We start from the raw sequence: 20,965 nt of genomic DNA, 5'->3' as shown, positions 1-20,965 counted from the left end.
TGCGTGTTTGTCGGGTTATCGTTTCCAGCAGAAGGCGCCCGGGGTGACGCCCGCGTAAAATTCGTCTACCGCGTCGCCGTCGGCCGTATAGCGGTAGACGATCCCCTGCTGCTGGTAGTCGATGGCATCGGCCACGTAGACGTCGCCGTTGTCCGGGTCGACCGTCAACCCGTAATATTTCGTCTCCCGGTATTCGAGGAACGGGCGCGCCGGGAGCTGCTCGGCAGCTACGGGCATGCGCCAGACATCCTTGTTGATCCAGTACAGCGTGTCGCGCGTGCCGTTGAGCTGCACTTCCGAGGGGGCATCCCCCTCTCTGAAACGGAACTGCTTTTCCAGGCGGAACGTGGCGGCGTCGATGCGGTACAGTGCCGGAACATCATATCCGTAGGGGCTGCCTTCGTAACCGCCGTCGGTGATCGTCCACAACTTGTCGTTGGCATCCAGTACCAGCGATGTGGGTTGTACGCCGACGACCAGTTCGTCCACCACCCTGTCGGTTCGGGTGTCGATCTTCAGCAGCCGGTTCTGGTACGACCAGCAGTTCACGTAGACGTATTGCCCGTACTGTACCATCTGCTCGGTCGATCCCGATCCGGGTGTCATGCCGGGACACTCGATGTAGCCCGTGATCTCGTACCGCCTGGGGTTGACGATGAAAATGCGGTTGTCCCAGAGCTGGGTCACATAGGCCTTTTCGTCGGAGACGAAGTGGATGTACCGCGGCGAGGTGAGGTTCGTGATGCGGCCCACCTCCTTGAATGTACGGAGGTCGATTGCGAAGACGACATGCGAATTGTTCACGACGATCCATCCCAAATCGTTGTGGATGGTCATCGACTGTGCCACGTCGCCCAGCTTCATGGCGTTGGCACGGTAGAAAACCTCGTTCTCGACCTTTTTCGTTGCCGGGTCGTAATAGGAGAGCGTGGCGTTGCCGTACTGGAAATTTCCCTCGTTGGTGATGAACAACCCCGGCCCCGTCGCGGCGAACTCTTCCATGTCTGCGTAGTCCCACTTCATGCAGCCGCCCAGTGCCGGCAGGCACAGGATCACGGGCAGGATATGTCGTAAAATCCGTTTCATGCGTCGAAAATTAAAGAAACGGCCCGCCCCACCTCTTCCCTGGTACGGGGCTGCAGCCGGCTGCATCGGATGTCCGGTGCGGCCTTCGTATTTGTCAAACTGATTTTACATCCGGGAATATGCCTTGCCGGCAGGCTCTTCATGCCGATCACGATCCATTCCCCTGGATTGTAAAATCATTGCAACGGCAGGTCTTCTGACTCGTTCCCGTCGAGACGCCTTCCCGGCCGGACTGGGGCCAGTGGCAAAAGATTGTCAGGACTTGTTGTGCCATTTCGGGTGGCAGGAACTCACAGCAGAGGGAACTGTTGCCGATTTTCACGGCATTCCCTTTTAATCGGTCTGGGGGTTGCGGAACCCCTTTGCGAACCATTGCGCAACAAAAGTATAAAAAATTCGGGTTCGCAAGGTCTTATAACGAAAAAAGGTCGCCGTATGGCGACCTTTCCGAGCCGAAACCGGGACTTGAACCCGGGACCTCTTCATTACGAGTGAAACGCTCTACCAACTGAGCTATTTCGGCTTACCGAGAACATTAAGTTCTCTTTGGGACTGCAAATATCTGAAAAAAATATTTTTCTCGCAACAATTTTCCGAAAATTCTCGCATTTCTTGCTATATTCGCGTCAAAACTAACCGAAAACAGACCGGGCTATGATTACTTTCCTGGGGTGCCTGGCGCTCCTCGTGGCAGCATATTTCACCTACGGACGCTATCTCGAACGCCTGTGCGGCGTGGATGTTGCGCGGCCTGTGCCTTCGGCCACGTCGTTCGACGGGGTGGATTATATCCCGATGCCGATGTGGAGGACTTTCCTCATACAACTGCTCAATATCGCGGGGTTGGGGCCGATCTTCGGTGCCGTACTGGGCGCGGCATACGGCCCCGTGGCATTCTTGTGGATCACCTTCGGCGGTATCTTCATGGGGGCGGCGCACGACTTCATCGCCGGGATCGTCTCGCTGCGCAGCAACGGTGCGAGTTTGCCCGAGACTGTCGGCACCTACCTCGGGCCGGGGGTAAAGCAGCTTATGCGGGTCTTTTCCGTGGGACTGATGGTGCTCGTCGGTGCCGTCTTCCTGTCGCAGCCCGCTCAGCTGATCGCCAACCGTATCGACGCCCCGGCACTGTCGGGGATTGCCTTCGGCGGGTTCTCCTGGTTGCTACTCATCATTCTGGGTGTTATCCTGATCTATTATATCGTGGCGACATTGCTGCCCGTGGACAAGATCATCGGCCGTATCTATCCGGTTTTCGGCTGCGCACTGCTTTTCATGGCGCTGGGAATCCTCGCTGTGCTGCTTTTCAGCGGTAAATACACGATCCCAGAGTTTACCTCCCTGGAAAATTGCATCGCCGATCCGGAGCGGTTTCCGATCCTGCCGATGCTCTTTACGACCATCGCCTGCGGCGCTATTTCGGGCTTCCATGCGACCCAGTCGCCGCTGATGGCACGCTGCCTGCGCTCCGAACGGCAGGCCCGCCCCGTGTTTTACGGCGCCATGATCTCCGAGAGCATCATCGCGCTGATATGGGCGGCCATCGCCATGGCCTTCTGGAACGGTGCCTCCGGGCTGAATGCCGCGATTGCGGAATATGGCGGGCAGGCGGCCGTGATGGTCGATGTCATCGCCCGCACTACGCTGGGCGAAGTGCTGGCCGGACTGGTGATCTTCGGGGTTGTGGCCTGCGCCATCACCTCGGGCGATACGGCGTTCCGTTCGGCACGGCTGATCGTGGCCGATTTCATGGGGCTCGAACAGCGCAGCCTGCGCAAGCGAATCTATATCAGCATCCCGCTCTTCGCTGCGGGGCTGGTCATTATTTTCTGCCTGCCGTTCGAGGCCATGTGGAGCTATTTCGCATGGATGAACCAGACACTGGCGATGGTCACGCTGTGGATGATTACGGCCTACCTAAACAAACGGGGCCGTAACCGCTGGGTGGGGCTCCTGCCGGCGCTGGTCATGACCTACGTCTGCATGTCCTATGTCTTTATATCGCCGCTTATGTGCGGCATGCGCGACCGGGCAGCGGCCTACCTGCTGGGCGGCGCGCTGACACTCGCTATACTGATAACCATGATTTTTAAAATGCGCCGCGATGCAAAAAGCATATCTTAACCCCACGCCCGACCAGACTTTCGAAATCGTCGGCGACGGGCCGTATAATTTCACCAGGGTTTTGGCACACACCCGTGAGCTGGAGGCCGCGGGAAATGTCGAAGATGCCTGCAATGAACGTTACCAGGCATTCCAGCGGCTTGCGGGGTTGCTGCCCGAAGACGAAGAGATCAACCTCGAATGGAGCCACCGCAATTCGCAGTCTGCGCTCGAACTGATCCGTGCCTCGGCCATCGACCACTTTCTGATCAACGATTTCGAGATGTCTGCGGCGCTGCTGGAGATGCTCCTGGAGCTGGATCCCGAAGACCACCTCGAGGGGAGCGAACTGCTGGCGTTCGATTACCTGGCGATGGACGAGCAGGAGCTGTTCGACGAGGTGATAAACGACGTCTCGGACAAATGCGCCAGCCGCGGGATATTGCTGCTCTGGTCGGCATTCCGTCGTGAAGGGACGCTTCCCGAAGGGGAATTGCTGCATTTCAAGACGCGGTTTGCGCCTTTCTTCCGGGAATTTACGGCCGCCGAGCACCCTGCCGACGATGCTTACCTGCGGGATATCGAGGGCGAACGTCCCTCCGTGCAGGCGCAGGCGCGCGAACTTTGGTTGCAGACCGAGAACCTGTGGGTATTGTGGCCCGGGTTTATCGCTGCGCTGCGGGCTGCACAGTAGGCCGCAGGTGTGTCCGCTATTCTTTGCAGGCTTCGGCAGGGCGGGGGGCGGTGATGATCCGGATACCATGCAGCGTTGACATGCTCCTCGGTGGCGCGTTTGTAGCCCTCGGTGTGCTTTTCTTGGTGTAGGCTGGCAGGTGCCCGGTTCCCCGTGCGAGCCCGTTGCGCTTATTTCTCTTTCTTGTCGCGTACCAGCTCTTTGAAGCAGTGTCGGCAGATGGCTTCGTAGGAGTCCGTTTCGCCCAGTACGACCAGCTTTTCGTCCTGTGTGAGGCGGTGCGAGTGATGGGCGAGGTTGCCGCAGCGGACGCAGATGGCGTGCACCTTGGTGACATATTCGGCCGTGGCCATCAGCGCTGGCATCGGCCCGAAGGGTTTGCCGGTGTAGTCCATGTCCAGCCCTGCGACGATGACCCGCACGCCGCTGTCGGCCAGTTCGCGGCAGACCTCGACGATGCTGTCGTCGAAGAATTGCGCTTCGTCGACGCCCACGACGTCGACCTCCGAGGTCATCAGCAGGATGTTGCGCGGCGAGTCGACCGGCGTGGAGCGGATGGCGTTGGCGTCGTGCGAGACCACCTCCTCTTCCGAATAGCGTACGTCGATGCGGGGTTTGAATATCTCGACTTTCTGGTTTGCGTACCTGGCGCGTTTGAGGCGGCGTATCAGCTCCTCGGTCTTACCCGAGAACATCGAGCCGCAGATCACTTCGATCCAGCCCTTGCGGCTGGCATTTTCCAAAAACATAAGTTCCCAATCGTGTTTCTTAATCTTGTTTCAGTCTTGTTCCCCGCTGCGGCGCTGCCGTTTGCCCTTCCCTCTTATTCGCAGTCGTCGATGCGGGTAATCCGTGCGCCGAGGGCGTTCAGACGCCCGTCGATGTCTTTGTAGCCGCGGTCGATCTGGTCGATATTCTGGATCGTCGAAACCCCTTCGGCCGACATGGCAGCGATCAGCAGCGCCACACCCGCACGTATGTCGGGTGAGGTCATGCGCGTAGCGCGCAGGCGGATGCGGTGGTCGTGGCCGATGACCGTGGCGCGGTGCGGGTCGCAGAGGATGATCTGCGCCCCCATGTCGATCAGCTTGTCGACGAAGAACAAGCGGCTTTCGAACATCTTCTGGTGGATAAGCACGGCACCCTTGGCCTGCGTCGCCACCACGAGGAAGATCGACAGCAGGTCGGGGGTAAGCCCCGGCCACGGGGCGTCGGCGATCGTCATGATCGACCCGTCGAGGAAGGTGTCGATGCTGTAATGTTCCTGCTGCGGGATATAGATGTCGTCGTCACGCTGCTCGAAACGGATGCCCATGCGGGCGAACTGCGCCGGGATGATGCCCAGGTTCTCGAACGATACGTTGCGGATCGTCAGTTCCGACTGGTTCATGGCGGCCATGCCGATGAAGCTGCCCACCTCGATCATGTCGGGCAGCAGCGTGTGCTCCGTGCCGCCGAGCGACTCGACGCCCTCGATGGTCAGCAGGTTCGAGGCGATGCCCGAGATGCGTGCGCCCATGCGGTTGAGCATCTTGCACAGCTGTTGCAGGTAGGGCTCGCAGGCGGCGTTGTAGATCGTCGTGAAGCCCTTGGCCATCACGGCGGCCATCACGATGTTGGCCGTACCGGTCACCGATGCTTCGTCCAGCAGCATGTAGGTTCCTTTCAACTCGCGGCCTTCGACCATGAAAAATTCGTCGGCGATGTCGAAATCGAACTTCGCACCCAGCTTCTGGAACCCGAGGAAGTGGGTATCCAGCCTCCGCCGGCCGATTTTGTCGCCGCCGGGTTTGGGTATGTAACCCACGCCGAAGCGCGCCAGCATGGGGCCGATGAGCATCACCGAGCCGCGCAGGCGCGTGCAGCGTTGCCGGTAGTCCTCCGTGCGGAGGTAGTCGAAATCTATTTCGCGGGCGCAAAAACTGTATGTATCCTCCGCGAGTTGTTCGACCTCGACGCCCATGCGCCGCAGCAGTTCGATGAGCTGCATGACGTCGAGGATCTGGGGAATGTTGTGCACCGTGACCCGTTCGGGGGTCAGCAGCGTGGCGCAGAGTATCTGCAACGCTTCGTTCTTGGCGCCCTGGGGCGTGATGCTGCCGTGGAGCCGGTGGCCTCCTTCGACTTTGAAAATCGCCATAATCCGTGAAAATTAACGGCAGGAACCGTTTCCCGCCGTAAGCCGCCCCTTGCCGTGCGGACATGCCCCGTACGGGCATGCTGCTTTGCCGGCGGCCACTCTCTCGTTGACAAAGATAAAAAGATTTCATGCTTTTTACCCGGCTTTTTGAAATATTTTCTTGAAAAATTTTTGCGGATAACTTTTTTGTTGTACTTTTGCAATCCGTAAAAATGTCTGAAACAACAAAAATTATATAGCTATGGCAATGAAGAGAACTTACCAGCCCTCGCGCCGGAAGAGAATCAACAAGCACGGTTTCCGCAGCCGTATGGCTACGGCGAACGGCCGCAAGGTGCTGGCTGCACGTCGCGCAAAAGGTCGCAAGAAGCTGACCGTATCGGACGAGTCGACGTTCAAGTACGCTTAATTCCTGCGGGAAAATGACTAAGAGGTCGGCTTTCGTGCCGGCCTTTTTTATTGTTCCAGATGATGCTGACGATACGACGGGCCTGTGAGGCCGATTGCGCCCTGATACGCCGCCTTGCCGACGAGGTGTTCCCTGCGACCTACCGCGGGATCATCACCCCGTCGCAGATGGAGTATATGATGGAGTGGATGTACGGGGCGGAGGTGCTTGCGCGCGAGATGTGCGGGGAGTTCGCCTGGTTCATCGCCTCGGCCGATGGCGAACCGTGCGGTTACCTTTCGGTGCAGCACGAGGCCGAAGACCTTTTCCATTTGCAGAAAATCTATGTCCTTCCCCGCTTCCAGGGAATCGGCGCCGGGGAATTCCTGTTCCGCCATGCCGTGGAATATATCCGTTCGGTGCATCCTGCGCCTTGCCGCATGGAGCTGAACGTCAACCGCAACAACCGGGCGCTGCACTTTTACGAGCGGATGGGGATGCGCAAACTGCGCGAAGGCGATTTCCCGATCGGTGACGGATATTATATGAACGACTATATCATGGGGTTGGATATAAAGTAGTGCCGGCGCGTCGCTGCTACGGTTCGCAAGATAAAAACGGATGCCTGGCAGGGCATCCGTTTATTTGTTTAAAGCCGGCTAAGGGTGATTCGGCGCAACTTGCGGCCCTTTCCGGGGTGCCGGAGTCTTCGTCGGCGGGCTGCTGCCCGATGCCGCCACCCGGCTCCCCGGATGCCGGGGTGCGCTATCTGGCTGCGTTGCCTCCGGAACGGCCTATTTCGCCGTGTCGGTCTTGAACAGGTCGATTTCTCCGCGTTCGACTTTGCCGTACATGTCTGCCAGCTCGGCGATGACGGGCGAGATGTATTCGAGCGTGTCGGTGACGGCCTGCTTGTCACCCTCGCCCTTGATGCGGTAAAGCATCGCCGCGTAGAGTGCCCGGAAACAGAGTTCCGTGTCGTTCATGCCGGGATTGCCCACGACGGCGCGCAGACGCGGCAACTCGGGCTCGAGCTTCGCGTAGGTCTGGCGGTAATGTGCGCCGACGGGCAGCTTCATCAATTGCAGGTGCAGGTCGTGCAGGTCGCCGATCAGGTGGAGCGTATGCTCCAGGTGCCCTTTCTCGTCCTTGCCTTCCTGGTGCAGGAGGTTGGCGATGTCCATGTACCACAGCAGGTAGACGTGCTTCTGCTCCTCGGCGATGTCCTTGCGGGGGGCGATCAGCGTCGAGAAAATCGCCTCGGGACTGAATTGCAGCGCCCGCAGCAGGTCTTCCAACTGCCAGAGGTAAAGAATGTATTCGGCGATGTTCTCCCGCCGCTTGGCCTGTGCTATATCCATGTCGTATGCGTTTTTTGTGTAACCTGTCGTGTGCTTTCGTGCAGGATGCGGTTATGTGTTTTCTCTGCAAAAAAGCAATCTCGAGTACCTTTGGGTGACAAAAGGTAGCTAAAACTATCTGCAAGCCGTTTTGGCGGAGCGTTCGTGGTTTTTTCCCGAACGGCTGCGGTTTCCGCCCGTCTGCTCCGGGCGCCCGTTGCCGCGTCTGCTTTTATCCCGCTGCAAACGGAATGCAGGGATTTATACGTAGCCGTTATTTAATCCACTTCTGCGGCCCCGTGCGGTGCTTGAGAAAGTATTGTTGTGATTTGAGCAGGTTGCGTGATTGCAGCACCATGTTTTTGGTTTCGGTGAGGATCGTCAGGTACAACATGCTGGCCTTGGTATTCGAGCGGGCTTCGTTGATGCGCGAGAGCTCCGATTTAATGGCTTCGGCGATCGACTCGAACAACTGGTCGCGCAGCGTGAGCACCATCTCGATTTCGGAGAAATCGCCGTCGCGCAGCATCTGGTTGATATGGCGGTAGATCGACTCCACGTCGTCGTTGATCGACATGAGGTCTTTGGCCTGCTCCTTCGAAAGCCCTTCGTGGTTGTTGTCGATGTGCTCGAACGCCGGACGCGTGATGTGCATCAGCGCCTTGGTCATTTCGTTGAGGTAATCGACCACCTGCACGTAGTAGTGGGCCGTGTTGACGTCGCTGCTCTGGAGCTTTTTGAGCGTGGGCAGCAGCGTGTATTTGCGCTCGCGCGACTGGTAGAAGAGGTCGTTCGACTCTTTGACCATGTCGCGCAGCACCTTGCGGTTCTCCTTGAATACGGCGATCAGCGTACGGTCATAGATCTTTGTCGCCGACTCCATCGTACGGCATACTTCGTCGCGCAGGTTGATGATGATGTCTTCCGTGCTCTGGGATTTCACCCCGGCTGCGGCTGGGGCGGCGGATGTCTTGCCTTTCTTGAGGAAATTGCTGTGGATGAGCATGTAGCCGCAGAGTACCGTGACGATAACGAAGGCCATCGTGCCGCCGTAGATCAGGGCAAGTCCGACGACGAAGGCGATCAGGAATCCGCCCAGCGCCGTGATGAACCACCCGGCGATGACGGTCATGACGCCAGAGATGCGGTACACGGCGCTTTCGCGGCCCCATGCGCGGTCTGCGAGCGACGAACCCATGGCTACCATGAAGCAGACATAGGTGGTCGAAAGGGGGAGTTTGAGCGAGGTGGCTATGGCGATCAGCATGGCCGAGGTTGTGAGGTTGACCGTAGCGCGTATCATGTCGTAGGGGGCGCCGCTATGTTCGATGTCCTCGTATTCGAAACGGCGTGAGACGGCTGCCCGTACGCGTGCGGGGATGATCCGTTCGATGCCGGCGTTGATATTGAGCGCTGCGCGGACAATCGTACGGGACATGACCGACGAGCCGTACTGTTCGGGGCCTTCGTCTTCCTGCGCTGCGGAGAGCGACAACTCGGTTTCGGAGACGTGCATGGCCTTTTTCGAAGTCCAAAGCGTGAGGATCATCATCGCCCCTGCGGCAAGCAGAATCAGGAAATTGGCCGGGACGTTTTCCGAGAGTGCCCCCATCATCATCTGCGGGTCACCCGAATGCTTAGCGATCGAGAAGGCGTCGAATCCGGCGACGGGTACGCCGATGAAATTCACCAGGTCGTTGCCCGCGAAAGCCAGTGCCAGGGCGAACGTACCCGACAGGATCGTGATGCGCAGGATGTTGATCTTGAACCGTTGGATGAAGAACAGCAGCACGGAGCATGCCACCCAGCAGATGAAGAGCGACAGCAGCAGGTGCCGGTCGACCATTCCGACGAAGGCATTGTCCGCAAGCAGCGATTTGAGTCCTTTGAAGACTGCGAAATAGATGATCGCCGTAAGCGATGCGCCGCACCACAACGACCCGAAGCGGCGAAAGATCACCGTATAGCGAAACGAGAAGATCGTACGCGAAATATACATGACGATCGTACCGCAGGTGAAGGCGATGACTACCGACAGCAGAATCGCCGAGACGATACCCATGGCGCGCGAGGTGTTGATGAAATGCCCGAGCGAACCGACGCCCAGCGCGGGGTCGTTCGAGATCTTGTAGATCGACACGGCGATGGCCGAGCCCAGCAGGCAGAAGATCAGCGAGACGGTGGTCGAGGTGGGCAGTCCCCACGAGTTGTAGAGATCCAGCAGGATAATGTTGGCGAACATCACGCCCAGGTATAACATCATGACCTCGTGGAATGTGAACAGTCCGGGATTGAACATGCCGCTTCGGGCCACTTCCATCATGCCGCTCGAGGTGACTACGCCGACGATAATGCCGACAGAGGCGACGGTGAGGATGACCCGCATCGAAGCGGCCTTGGAGCCGATGGCAGAGTTGAGGAAATTGACTGCGTCGTTCGTGACGCCGACGAAAAGACCTGAAATGGCGAGGATTCCCAGAATAACTACGATTACGGTGTAGATTTCGCTCATGTTAGGGTTTAGTGCAAATTGTGAACAAATTTACGCCATTTTTTCCGATGAAACGGTTTTGGCACCGATTGTTAACATTAACTTAACATGAGGCGGCTCTGTTCGTTGCGGCCGCGCTGGATATGCCGGGATGCCGGGCGGATTGGGGCATACGCCATACCGCAGGGCGTGCGGAGCGCCGGTGGGCGGAGGCGGGGACTGCCGGTTCCCGGACGGCGAAAAAGGGCGGGCATAATTGCCCGCCCTTGCCCGGAAGGGGGATTGCCCTCCCGCTGTATTTCTCCGCTGCCGGGGATTATTCGTCGTCGGTATCGGTGTAGGCCTTCAGCAGCTTGTCCTGCACGTCGGCCGGCACCTGCTCGTAGGACGAGAATTTCATGGTATAGGTGGCCGAGCCCGACGTCAGCGACGAGAGTGTCGTCGAGTAGCGGTATAGTTCAGCCAGCGGAACCATGGCGTTCAGACGGTCGAAGCCCTTGTCGGACTCCATTCCGGCGATCATCGCACGGCGGTTCTGCAAGTCGGACATCACGGCGCCCATGTAGTCGCTCGGGACGAGTATCTCGACATTGTAGATCGGCTCCATGATCTTGGGCCCCGCGTTGCGGAAAGCCTCCTTGAAGGCGTTGCGCGCCGCCAGTTTGAAGGAGATTTCGTTCGAATCCACCGGGTGCATCTTTCCGTCGTATACCACCACGCGGATGTCGCGGGCGTAGGATCCTGTCAGCGGGCCTTCGTCCATCTTCTCCATGATACCCTTCAGGATGGCGGGCATGAAGCGTGCGTCGATGGCGCCGCCCACGATCGCCGAGTAGAATTGCAATTTGCCGCCCCATGCCAGGTCGTATTCTTCCTTGGTCTTGGGGTTCACGATCATGTCGCCCTTGCCGGGAACCTTGTAGTTCTTGGGCTCGGGCATGCCGTCGTAGTAGGGTTCGATGATCATATGCACCTCGCCGAACTGCCCGGCACCGCCCGATTGTTTCTTGTGGCGGTAATCGGCCTGCGCAACCTTGGTGATGGTCTCGCGGTAGGGGATTTTCGGTGCGATATAGTCGTAGGAGAGCTTGTTCTCCTTCTCGATGCGTGTGCGCAGAATATTCAGGTGGTGTTCTCCCTGACCCTGGATGATGGTCTGTTTCAGTTCTTTGGAGTATTCGACCAGAATCGTCGGGTCTTCGAACTTGGCGTCGTTCAAGACTTTGCCCAGTTTCTCTTCGTCGCTCTGCTCCTTGGCCTTCACGGCGGCGCGGTAGCGCGGTTCGGGGAAGACGATGGGTTCGATGCTGACCGGTGCCGAAGGAGCCGAGAGCGTGTCGTTGGTGCGCGTGCCCTTGAGCTTCACCGTGCAGCCGATATCGCCGGCCGACAGCTCCGTGACCTTGATGCGGTTCTTGCCCGCCACGGCGAACAACTGCGAAATCTTCTCCTTGTTGCCCGTGCGGGTATTTACCAGCTCGGTGCCCTCGGCGATCCTGCCGCGAATGACGCGGAAATAGGTGATCTCGCCGATATGCTGTTCGACCTGGCTCTTGAATACGAACGCCACGGCGGGTGCCGTCTCGTCGGCGGCGATCTCCTCGCCCTCGGTCGAGAGGAAACACGGAGCCTTCAGCGGACCGGGTGCCACGTTGATGATGAATTCCATCAGGCGCTTGGTGCCGATGTCGCGCTTGCCGCTGGTGCAGAAGATCGGCATCACCTCGCGTTTCGAAACGCCGATTTTCAGACCCGCACGAATGTCGTCCTGCGTGAGTGTACCTTTGTCGAAGTAGAGCTCCATGAGCGCCTCGTCGTGTTCGGCGGCCATTTCGACCAGCTCCTTGTTCAGTTCCTGCGCCTTGTCTATCTCCTCGGCGGGAATCTCCAGCTCCTCGCGGTGGCCGTCGTTGTCCTTGAAACGGTACATCTTCATCAGCAGCACGTCGATGAAGGCGTTGAACTCAGACCCCTGGTTGACGGGGTACTGTACGATGACGGGCTTCACGCGCGATGCGGCCCTGATCGACTCGATCGTGGCTTCGAAATTGGCTTTCTCGGCATCGAGCTGGTTCACCACGCCGATGACGGGCTTTTTCAGCAGGCGTGCATAGCGGGCCTGGATCTCGCTGCCGACTTCCCAGCCGTTCTGTGCGTTGAACAGGAATACGCCCACGTCGCCTACCTTGAATGCCGAGAAGAGGCTTCCGCAGAAGTCGTCCGAGCCCGGGCAGTCGATGATGTTCAGCTTGCGATCCATGAATTCGGTGAAGAGGATCGTGGAATAGATCGAGCGTTTGTATTCGTGCTCGATATCCGTGTTGTCCGAGAGCGTGTTGTTCGCCTCGATACTACCCCTGCGGTCGATGACCTTACCCTCAAAGGCCATCGCTTCGGCAAGGGTAGTTTTTCCCGTGCCGGGCGCCCCGATGAGTACGATGTTTTTGATTTCTTTTGCTGAATAGTTTTTCATATTCCCGTATGGTTTTAAGGTTTTGCGGTGGTGCGGGGCATCGTCGGGAGTACTTCGCGGAGCCGGGTTCCCGGAACGGAAAGTCGTGCTGCGGAGCATTTTCCGATTAGCCGACTATAAATATACAAAAAAATCGGGATAACCAAACGGCGACACGAAAAAATCGCCCTCAGGAGGCGATTTTACGGTCGAAAAGCGGGAGGTCGACCCAGGTGAGCTTTTTCCACACCCATTCGACGGGGCCGTGCGTATGGCGCTGCAGCCAGAGGTGGCAGAAGAGATACTGAACCAGGATGATCCCCACGCCTGCCAGCGTGCCGTATATCACGTCCACGTGGCGGTAAAGCCCCAGCCCCCAGTTGTAGAAGAGCGCCGTCCCGAGCAGCGATTGCAGCAGGTAGTTGGTCAGGCTCATGCGCCCGAAGAAGGTCATGCCGTGCAGTACCCGGCGGAACCCCGGCCAGCCGTACCACAGCAGGACGACCGTCGAGACGATCGCTGTGGCCGTCATCAGGTTGCGCATCGCCTCGAACGGTACGAGCCACGTGCCCGCGATGCCCATGGCCAGCAACCCGCCCCAGATGCGTCTGTGCTGCCCTTCGTCGTAGAAGAGCCGGTAGCGGCCGGCCAGCATGCCCAATACGAACATCAGCAGCGTCTGCGTGCCCCGGCCGTGTTCCAGTCCCCAGCCGAACGAACTGAGCGGGCCGTAGAGCAGGCTCACGCGGGCGCTCTCGGCGAAGGTGCCCGTGGCGAGGGTGGGATAGAGGGTCTCCATGCCTTCGATGCCGCGGATCGAGAGTGTATGTCCGCTGAAATACTGCCAGAGTTCGAGCGGCTGGATGAAAAGCAGGGCCGCGATGACCCACACCCATCGGTTGGGGAGCTTGCCGATGGGAATCATCAGCAGCCCGAAAAGGGCGTAGTAGGTCAGTACGTCGCCGTTGTAGATCGCCGCGTTGACCAGCCCGATGCCGAACAGCAGCACCATGCGCCATGCGAAGCGCAGCGAAAAGTCGTTGCCCCGCTGTGCCTGGTTGTCGCTCTGGATGAAGAAGCTCAGCCCGAACAGCAATGCGAAGATGGCGTACATCTTGCCCGAAAGCAGGAATCCCAGCATATCGGCCACGGGCTGTTCCCAGCTGCCGAATCCGGCGCGGGGCAGGTCGAGGGCGCTCCAGTAGAGGTTGAAATGCTCGCGGGCGTGGAACAGGATGATCCCTGCCACGGCGATGCCGCGCAGTGCGTCGGCCACTTCGATACGGGTGTTGGGGCGGTTTGTCGTGCGGTACATGGGATATTGCGGGGTTTGGGGTTGCTTGGCAGTGGTTCGTTGTCGCCGTAAGCTGTATGTTCCGGGTTGCCGGGGCGTTTCCTAATATATGTCGTTGCCGGTTATTTCCATTCCGGTCAGCCGGAAGAGCGGCAGGCACAGTTCCCGGATACCGTGTCCGCACCATCGGTCGACGAGGTGGCATTGTCCGTTCAGATTTACTCCCGGGATCCATTGCGAGCCGTCGAAACTCATTAGGTCTTTGTCTATCGTACCCATTAGCCAGTAGCCGGCCTTTTGCAACCGGGCCATGTACTCCAGCCATGCCTGCCGAGGGTTTTGCTCTCGTCTGCCGCGATTTTTCCGGACTCGTAACCGCTTGCCCCGCCGGCTGTTTTCCTGCGGAGGGTGATTCCGTTACCGTTTTTCTCCATCCTCACGACGACGGGATTGTCGAATGTCCGCAGCCAGAGGAAGCGTATCCGACTCCCGTTGGCGGCCTGCCACAGGGGCGCCTCGCCCGTTGCACGAATTGCGGCGATCAGGAGCGGAAACAATAATAAAACGGACTTCATGACGGAACGTGTTGGAGGTGGCCGGCGGTTGCTCAGGGGATCACCCCCGTCAGTGCCTCGATGGCACGGCGGCCTTCGTCGCCCAGCGAGAGCGAATATCCGTTCACGAAGAGCGCGATATGTGCGTCGATCACCTTGTCATCCAGCTCCTGTGCGTGCTGTTTTATATAGGTGCGCGAAGCTTCGGGATGGGTGAAGGCGTATTCGATGCTTGTGCGCAGCAGGCGTTCAGCCTCGTGCCGCACCTCGTCCGGCAGGCTGCGCCGGGCTGCGATCCCGCCCAGCGGCAGCGGCAGCGCCGTCCGGTGTTCCCACAACTGCCCTAGGTCGGCGACCAGTTCCAGTTCCCGTTCACGGTAGACGAAGCGGCCCTCATGGATAAGTACTCCGGCGTCGAAATCGCCCCGCTCGACGGCAGCCGCGATTCGGGAGAAGAGCAGCGGTGTACGCTCTTCGATTTCGGGGAAGAGTTTGCCCATCAGGGCATTGGCCGTGGTGTGCAGCCCCGGGACGGCCACACGGCGTATTGGCCGCGTATCGCCTGCGCGGCGTACCAGCAACGGCCCGTTGCCGCGTCCGAGTGCCGCACCGCTGTCGAGCAGCGCGTAATGTTCCGCGATGGCGGGCAGCACGGCGCAACTTATCTTGCTGATGTCGGCACGTCCCAGCCCGGCACCGCGGTTCAGCTCCTCGATGTCGTGGTATTCGACCTCGAAGCGCAGGCTGCCCGTGTCGATGCGGCCGTTAACGAGCGCGTCGAACATGAACGTGTCGTTCGGGCACGGCGAGATATGCAGCTTCAGCCTCACCGTTTCTGCGTCTCGGTGATGTTGCGGGCGTTTTTCTCGTTGTCGCTGCGGTTGCGTTTACCCCCGAAACGGCCCAGCAGCCATCCGGCGGCAAAAGTCAGCACGAGGACGATGATGTCGATAAATACGTTGGCCAGCCACCGCTGGATGGCGGGGGCGAATTGCCAGACCAGGATGAAGACGACCAGTATCAGGATCAGTCCCGCCCAGAGCATCCAATTTTTATTCATTGTTTTCGAATATTTGGTTTAACTTTTCCGTCAGGTTCCCGACGGCCTCCTCCACAGCCCACTGGCCAAAGGGTTCGCCGACGTAGTTCGACACGGCGCGTATCTGGCAGCACGCGACACCCAGCGCGTCGCATATGGCGAAAAAGGCTGCGCCTTCCATGTTCTCCACTTCCGGCAGGTACCCGCCCGGTGTGTCCTCCGGGTTTCCTTCCGGCGTCTGGTGATGGGTGCCTTCCGCTGCGTGTCCCGCCCTGTCGTCTGCCGTAAATCCGGGGTGCGGCTCCGCGAATCCGGCGTCCCCTGCCGCGTGCCCGGTGCCTTCCGCCGCGCTTTTCGGCCCGTCCTTTGCCGCGGCTCCGTCGCCCGAACGGCTGACGGTGACCCCGGCTGCAAGGGGCAGCCCCAGGTCGGGGCCCGAGGTCTCGTATTTGCGGGCGTAACGCTCGGGGATGCCCGCTATGCATTCGGTGACCACTTCGACCACCTCGCCGCGCCGCAATGTCCGGTCACAGGCGCCGGCAATGCCGGCCAGCACCACCAACTGCGGCTTTTTGGCTTTCACGGCGCGCAGCGTCGCCGCTGCGATTTCGGCCATGCCCACCCCGCCGACGAATACCGGGTCGCGGGGCTCGGTGAGGATGAAGGCCTTGGCCTCCTCGATGGTCGGGAAAATGAAAATCCGTTTCACCTTACCGGCCTACGACTGCTTCGAGCTCCTCGACCGTGACGGGTATCTTCTTGTCGCCCAGCATACGGCTCCCGCTTTCCGTCACAAGGATGTCGTCCTCGATGCGGATGCCGCCGAAGTCGCGGTAGCCCTCCAGGGCGTCGTAATCGACGATCCCCTTGTAAAGGCCCTCGGCCCGGCATTTGTCGATCAGCGCCGGGATGAAGTAGAGCCCCGGTTCGTCGGTCATCACCGTCCCCGGTTCGAGGCGCCACGCCGCACGGTAAATGCAGGTCGCGGACTTGGCGGCGCGTTGGGCGATCGAGGAGAAGTCGAAGCTCCGCTCGCCCATCGCCTCGCAGTCGTGCACGTCCATGCCCAGCCCGTGCCCCAGCCCGTGGGGCATGAACATCGTCATGGCACCCGCGGCCACGGCGTCGGCTGCCGATCCCTTGATCAGCCCTATTCCGGCAAGCCCTTCGGCCAGCGTCGTGTAGGCGGCGTTGTGTATCTCGGAGTACATCATGTGCGGTTTGACGATGTCGGCCACATGGTCGTGTGCCGCCAGCACGATGTTGTAGACATCCTTCTGTTTCTGCGTGAATTTCCCGCTTACGGGGTAGGTGCGGGTGTGGTCGGAGCAGTAGTTGTCGACCGTTTCGCCGCCCGCGTCGCACAGCAGCAGACGCCCCTCCTCCAATACGCCGTCGGCGTTGAGGTTATGCAGCGTTTCGCCGTGTTGCGAGACGATCGACGGGAACGACACGCCCGAACCGTAGGATTTGGCGACGCCTTCGATGGCACCCGCGATTTCGCGCTCGACGACGCCCGGGCGGCACATCTTCATGGCCAGCGTGTGCATCTTGTAGCCGATTTGGAATGCGCGCTCCATCTCCTCGACCTCCTCGGCGCTCTTTTTCTCGCGCATTTCGGCCACGGCGAACATCAGGTCTACCGACTTGTAGTCGTGCAGCAGTGTGGGTTTGATACCCAGCAGCGACGACAGCCAAAGCTTAGTCTCTCCGCGGTAGGGAGGCAGGAAATGGATTTTGCGCCCCAGCGAAATGGCTTTGCGGAGCCGTTTCTCGAGTTCGGAGAGGGGGTGTGTCGCCGCGATGCCGACCTTTGCGCCCAGCTCGCGCAACGTGGGCTGCGGGCCTGTCCAGATGATGTCCTCGACCGTGAAATCGTCGCCGTAGAGTGCCTCTTCGCCCGTGTCGGCGTCGATCAGGCCCGCCAGCGAGGGGATGTTCAGCCCGAAATAGTAAAGGAACGACGAATCCTGCCGGAAATAGTAGGCGTTGTTCGGGTAGTTGTTGGGTGACAGGGGGTTGCCCGGGAACAGGACGATGCCCGACCCGATTTTGGTGCGCAGCATGTTGCGGCGCGCGGCGTAGGTTTTTGCTGAGAACATATGCGTAGTGTTTTAGATTTCCGATAATCCGTATTTCGTTTCCGGGGACGGTTTCCCGCGCCTTTCACAGGGCTACGTATCCCTCCTTTTACAAAAATAGTAAAAATATGGCAAGCCCGTTCCCCGGCGGGTTTATTTTTTGCGGAGGGCGATGGCCCGGAGCGGAAGGCTTTCGCCGCTCCGCCGCAGCCCGGCGGCTTTGCCCGGGACGGTTGCCCCGCCGCCCTGCTGTCCGGGCGGAGTCGGGCCGTTCCGCTGCGCCCCGCTTCCTTCGTCAGAATTCGATGACGGCACCCGTTTCGCCCACCGTGACGGTGACTTCGCGTCCCATGTAAAGCGCCACATTGGGGTCTTCGTGCCCCGCGGGCAGGCCGAAGACGACCGGGATTCCCAGCGGCCGCACGTATTGCGCAACGATGTCGTAGGGGTCGGTGATGCCGAAATGTTTTTGTCCGGCCATGTCGGAAAAATGCCCGACGAGGATGGCTTTGCATTTGGCGAGCTTTCCGCTCCGGGCGAGTTGTTGCATCATGCGGTCGAGGCGGTACATGTGTTCGCCGACCTCCTCGATGAAGAGCACCGTGGGGGCGTCGAAGTCGGGTTCCTCGGGTGTGCCGAGCGACGAGCAGACGATCGCAAGGTTGCCGCCCGTGAGGCGTCCGCGGGCCGTGCCCGGGCAGTTGAGCGGGTGTGGGCCGGTGTCGATACGCTGCCGCAGTCCCAGCAGAGCACTGCGCAGCGCTTCGTCGGAGACGATCGCGTCGGCGGTCTCCTCGCTCCCGAAGCGGAACTTGCCCGGCATGGTGGCATGGAGGCTCTCAACGCCCAGCCGTCCCAGTGCCAGGTGGAGCATCGTGACGTCGCTGAACCCGACGACCCATTTTGGGTGCTCGCGCAGGTGGCTGAGGTCGATGAGCGGCAGCAGCCGTACCGAGCCGTAACCGCCCTGGAAGCTGACGACGGCTTTTACGCCGGGGTCGTCGATCATCGCCTGCAGGTCGGCGGCGCGCTGGGCATCGGTACCTGCGAAATAGGGTTGCTCGCGGTCGGCGGTATGCGGCCCGAACTTAACCTTCAGGCCCCACGATTCGAAGCGCTCGCGCACTTTTGCCGTGTCGGCCTTCTCCGACAGTTTCCGCGCCGGGGTGACGATGCCCACCGTGTCGCCGGGCCGCAGGTAGGGCGGGCGGATGAATTGCGTCCGGGCGGATGGTTGTGCGGTGTCGGGGTGCAGTGTAGGGGGTGTCTCCGCGCCGGTTGCGTGCGGGGTGCAGATCGATGCATTGTCGGTTTGCAGAGCGGCCGTTGCACGTTGTACCGTATCGGAGGGTGAAGGCGGGGTTTGTCGTGCGGGCGCCATCCCGATGCAGGAGAACAGGACGGCGAGGAGCAAGGGGTATTTCATGCTGGGATTAGTGTTGTTGTATGCTGTTGTTTGTGTGGTTGTCTTGTGTGTTTGCCGTGCGTGCTGTGCCGGGTTGCATGGGCGGTGCCGATACCTGCCGGAGTGTCCGTCGTTCCGCCTGCCCGGGGAATTATCTCTTGTGCCGGGCCAACCCTTCGGGCAGGGGTAGCCGGATACGGGTAAGGCTGACGACGGCCCCTGTGAGTGCGAACCCGCCGGCGAGCAGGAGTGCCGTGTGGGTGCTGTCATCGGGGACGATGTGGAACAGCAGCGCCATCAGGGCCGCACCCGTGGTCTGGCCTATGAGACGCGCCGTGGCGAGCATGCCGCTGGCGCTTCCGCTCCTCTCGTGCGGAGCCGAGGCGATCAGGATGCTGTTGTTGGGCGACTGGAAAAGCCCGAAGCCGGCACCGCAGAGCACCAGCCGCCATACGATGTCGCCCGGTGCGGGGTGTTCGGGCAGGAATGCCAGCAGGAACAGTCCCGCGGCCATGGCCGTCAGCCCTGTCCCGCCGAGCAGTCCGGCGTGGATGCGCTCGACGAGCATTCCGGCCACGGGAGCCACGACCATGATCACGGCCGGCCATGCGGTCATCAGCAGCCCTGTCGCCACTTCGTCGTAGCCGAATTCGTGTTGCAGGTAGAACGGCAGCGCTACCATGGCCAGCATTTGCCCCAGGAACGAGCAGATCGACGTGACGACCGAAACCGAAAAGATCGGGATGCGCAGCAGGTCGAACGGCAGGATCGGATAGGGCTCGCGCAGCTGGCTGCGGATGAAGAAGAACCCGACGATGAGCAGCGCTGCGATGCCCAGGGTGAGCAGCCGCGGGTCGAGCCCGTGCGAAAACCCTTCGACCGAAGCCATCAGCAAGCCGAAGGTCAGGGCGTTCATTACGGCGTCGCGCCAGTCGAAACGGCGTGCGCTCACCCGCACGGGATTGTCCGGCAGGAAGCGGCGGCTCAGCCACAGCGCCACCAGCCCGATGGGGATGTTCACGGCGAAGAGCCACGGCCACTCGGCGACGGAGAGGATGCCCGCAGCCAGCGTAGGCCCGGCGACCGACGACACGGCGACGACCGTGGCGTTGATGCCCATGCCGCGTCCCAGTTGCGCCTTGGGGTAGATGATGCGGATAAGCGTGGTGTTGACCGATGTGACGGCCGCGGCGCCGAACCCCTGCATCACGCGCGCCAGCACCAGCGTCGGGAGTGATGTCGAAAGGGCGCAGCCCACCGAGGCCACGGTGAAGAGCATCAGGCCGCCGATATAGACTTTGCGGTAGCCCACCACGTCGCCCAATGCCGAAAACGACAGCAGCGAGATCATGATGGCCAGCTGGTAGGCGTTGACGATCCAGATCGAGTCGGCCGACGAGATCCCCAGTTCCAGCCCGATGGTGGGCAGGGCGACGTTGGCGATGGCGCTGTCGATCACCGACAGCGAGACGCCGAACGCTACGGCCAGGATGGCCCACAGGCGGCGGGGCATCGGAAGCCCGTCGTCAGGTCGTGCGATATGGGGTGCGGCGTTCATTGCAGGGACAAAGATAATGTAATCGCGGCTCAATTCAAATTCGGGGCGGCCCGCAGGCTGGTTGTAGCTGGATCGGCCGGGTTGCGGGAAAGGGCTCGCCGCCGGTTTCGGGGATGCTTCTGACTGCCCGCAGCGTGTCTGTCGTCGGATGCTGCCGCCGGACGCCTCTCTCAGCGCTTTGCGTTTTGGCGGCGCCCGCGCCTCCGGCTGCTGCCGTAGGTGAGGCTGTCCGTGCCCCCCCCCTTTCCTGTGCTGTAAAAAACGGAAGCCCGGGATTATCCGGGCCTCCGTCACACAACTATGAATTTGAACTTTTTATTTTAAAAATTGGCTGTGTTCG

Annotated in this window: 18 protein-coding genes, 1 tRNA gene and 1 riboswitch; of the genes, 4 read left to right on the top strand and 15 right to left on the bottom strand. The window is 60.2% G+C overall.

Going from position 1 to position 20,965, the window contains the following annotated elements:
• Positions 1-15: 15 nt before the first annotated feature.
• Both B3C38_RS03375 and B3C38_RS03370 read right to left on the bottom strand, forming a co-directional pair.
• The gene (locus tag B3C38_RS03375) at positions 16-1,086 is read right to left on the bottom strand and encodes a YncE family protein (RefSeq protein ID WP_286725329.1); all 1,071 of its coding nucleotides are present in this window, start codon (positions 1,084-1,086) and stop codon (positions 16-18) included.
• A gap of 169 nt (positions 1,087-1,255) precedes the next feature.
• Positions 1,256-1,475: riboswitch (cobalamin riboswitch) on the bottom strand.
• Between the two features lie 61 nt (positions 1,476-1,536).
• Positions 1,537-1,609, bottom strand: a tRNA-Thr gene (locus B3C38_RS03370).
• A 131-nt stretch (positions 1,610-1,740) separates the two neighbouring features.
• Here B3C38_RS03370 and B3C38_RS03365 point away from each other — a divergent pair.
• Both B3C38_RS03365 and B3C38_RS03360 read left to right on the top strand, forming a co-directional pair.
• Complete coding sequence (locus tag B3C38_RS03365; protein WP_117507796.1) at positions 1,741-3,210, top strand: carbon starvation CstA family protein; 1,470 nt, start codon at positions 1,741-1,743, stop codon at positions 3,208-3,210.
• Complete coding sequence (locus B3C38_RS03360; RefSeq protein WP_032135530.1) at positions 3,191-3,883, top strand: hypothetical protein; 693 nt, start codon at positions 3,191-3,193, stop codon at positions 3,881-3,883. Before B3C38_RS03365 ends, B3C38_RS03360 begins: the two co-directional genes overlap by 20 nt.
• Positions 3,884-4,053: 170 nt before the next feature.
• Here B3C38_RS03360 and B3C38_RS03355 read toward each other — a convergent pair whose 3' ends face one another.
• The gene (locus tag B3C38_RS03355; RefSeq protein ID WP_237957848.1) at positions 4,054-4,632 is read right to left on the bottom strand and encodes a thymidine kinase; all 579 of its coding nucleotides are present in this window, start codon (positions 4,630-4,632) and stop codon (positions 4,054-4,056) included.
• 74 nt (positions 4,633-4,706) lie between these two features.
• Complete coding sequence (gene murA / locus B3C38_RS03350; RefSeq protein WP_055202200.1) at positions 4,707-6,023, bottom strand: UDP-N-acetylglucosamine 1-carboxyvinyltransferase; 1,317 nt, start codon at positions 6,021-6,023, stop codon at positions 4,707-4,709.
• Between the two features lie 247 nt (positions 6,024-6,270).
• On the opposite strand from murA, the gene rpmH reads away from it, so the two are divergent.
• The gene (rpmH, locus tag B3C38_RS03345; RefSeq protein ID WP_018696309.1) at positions 6,271-6,432 is read left to right on the top strand and encodes a 50S ribosomal protein L34; all 162 of its coding nucleotides are present in this window, start codon (positions 6,271-6,273) and stop codon (positions 6,430-6,432) included.
• 62 nt (positions 6,433-6,494) lie between these two features.
• Positions 6,495-6,992, top strand: a complete 498-nt coding sequence (locus B3C38_RS03340; RefSeq protein ID WP_026318447.1) for a GNAT family N-acetyltransferase — start codon at positions 6,495-6,497, stop codon at positions 6,990-6,992.
• A 213-nt stretch (positions 6,993-7,205) separates the two neighbouring features.
• Here the strand turns inward: B3C38_RS03340 and B3C38_RS03335 are convergent, their stop codons facing one another.
• The 11 genes from B3C38_RS03335 to B3C38_RS03285 form a co-directional block, all read right to left on the bottom strand.
• Positions 7,206-7,772, bottom strand: coding sequence for a DUF4924 family protein (locus B3C38_RS03335; protein WP_276790937.1), 567 nt, complete (start codon positions 7,770-7,772; stop codon positions 7,206-7,208).
• A gap of 253 nt (positions 7,773-8,025) precedes the next feature.
• On the bottom strand, positions 8,026-10,263 hold the full coding sequence (locus B3C38_RS03330) for an inorganic phosphate transporter (protein ID WP_022332602.1): 2,238 nt from the start codon (positions 10,261-10,263) through the stop codon (positions 8,026-8,028).
• A gap of 295 nt (positions 10,264-10,558) precedes the next feature.
• Complete coding sequence (locus tag B3C38_RS03325; RefSeq protein WP_286725321.1) at positions 10,559-12,715, bottom strand: elongation factor G; 2,157 nt, start codon at positions 12,713-12,715, stop codon at positions 10,559-10,561.
• 169 nt (positions 12,716-12,884) lie between these two features.
• Entirely contained in the window at positions 12,885-14,009 is a 1,125-nt protein-coding gene (locus B3C38_RS03320) for a DUF418 domain-containing protein (protein ID WP_286725318.1), read from the bottom strand.
• Between the two features lie 81 nt (positions 14,010-14,090).
• The gene (locus B3C38_RS03315; protein WP_286725316.1) at positions 14,091-14,267 is read right to left on the bottom strand and encodes a hypothetical protein; all 177 of its coding nucleotides are present in this window, start codon (positions 14,265-14,267) and stop codon (positions 14,091-14,093) included.
• A 328-nt stretch (positions 14,268-14,595) separates the two neighbouring features.
• Entirely contained in the window at positions 14,596-15,372 is a 777-nt protein-coding gene (locus B3C38_RS03310; protein WP_055202210.1) for a 1,4-dihydroxy-6-naphthoate synthase, read from the bottom strand.
• Positions 15,369-15,602, bottom strand: a complete 234-nt coding sequence (locus tag B3C38_RS03305) for a hypothetical protein (RefSeq protein WP_276656207.1) — start codon at positions 15,600-15,602, stop codon at positions 15,369-15,371. The genes B3C38_RS03310 and B3C38_RS03305 overlap by 4 nt, the downstream gene beginning before the upstream one ends.
• Complete coding sequence (locus B3C38_RS03300) at positions 15,595-16,290, bottom strand: phosphorylase (protein WP_286725309.1); 696 nt, start codon at positions 16,288-16,290, stop codon at positions 15,595-15,597. Before B3C38_RS03300 ends, B3C38_RS03305 begins: the two co-directional genes overlap by 8 nt.
• 1 nt (position 16,291) lies before the next feature.
• Positions 16,292-17,683, bottom strand: a complete 1,392-nt coding sequence (locus tag B3C38_RS03295; protein WP_055202216.1) for an aminopeptidase P family protein — start codon at positions 17,681-17,683, stop codon at positions 16,292-16,294.
• Positions 17,684-17,957: 274 nt separating this feature from the next.
• Positions 17,958-19,088, bottom strand: coding sequence for a S66 peptidase family protein (locus B3C38_RS03290; RefSeq protein WP_022331845.1), 1,131 nt, complete (start codon positions 19,086-19,088; stop codon positions 17,958-17,960).
• Between the two features lie 130 nt (positions 19,089-19,218).
• Positions 19,219-20,580 carry an MFS transporter gene (locus tag B3C38_RS03285; protein ID WP_117507773.1) on the bottom strand — a complete coding sequence of 454 codons (1,362 nt, stop codon included), beginning with the start codon at positions 20,578-20,580 and terminating at the stop codon, positions 19,219-19,221.
• Positions 20,581-20,965 lie beyond the last annotated feature (385 nt).

The sequence above is a fragment of the Alistipes sp. UBA1686 genome (assembly GCF_002320215.1).
Lineage (GTDB): Bacteria > Bacteroidota > Bacteroidia > Bacteroidales > Rikenellaceae > Alistipes > Alistipes onderdonkii.
Note: the sequence above shows the minus strand (reverse complement) of the source record. Positions and strands in the feature narration are given on the sequence as shown.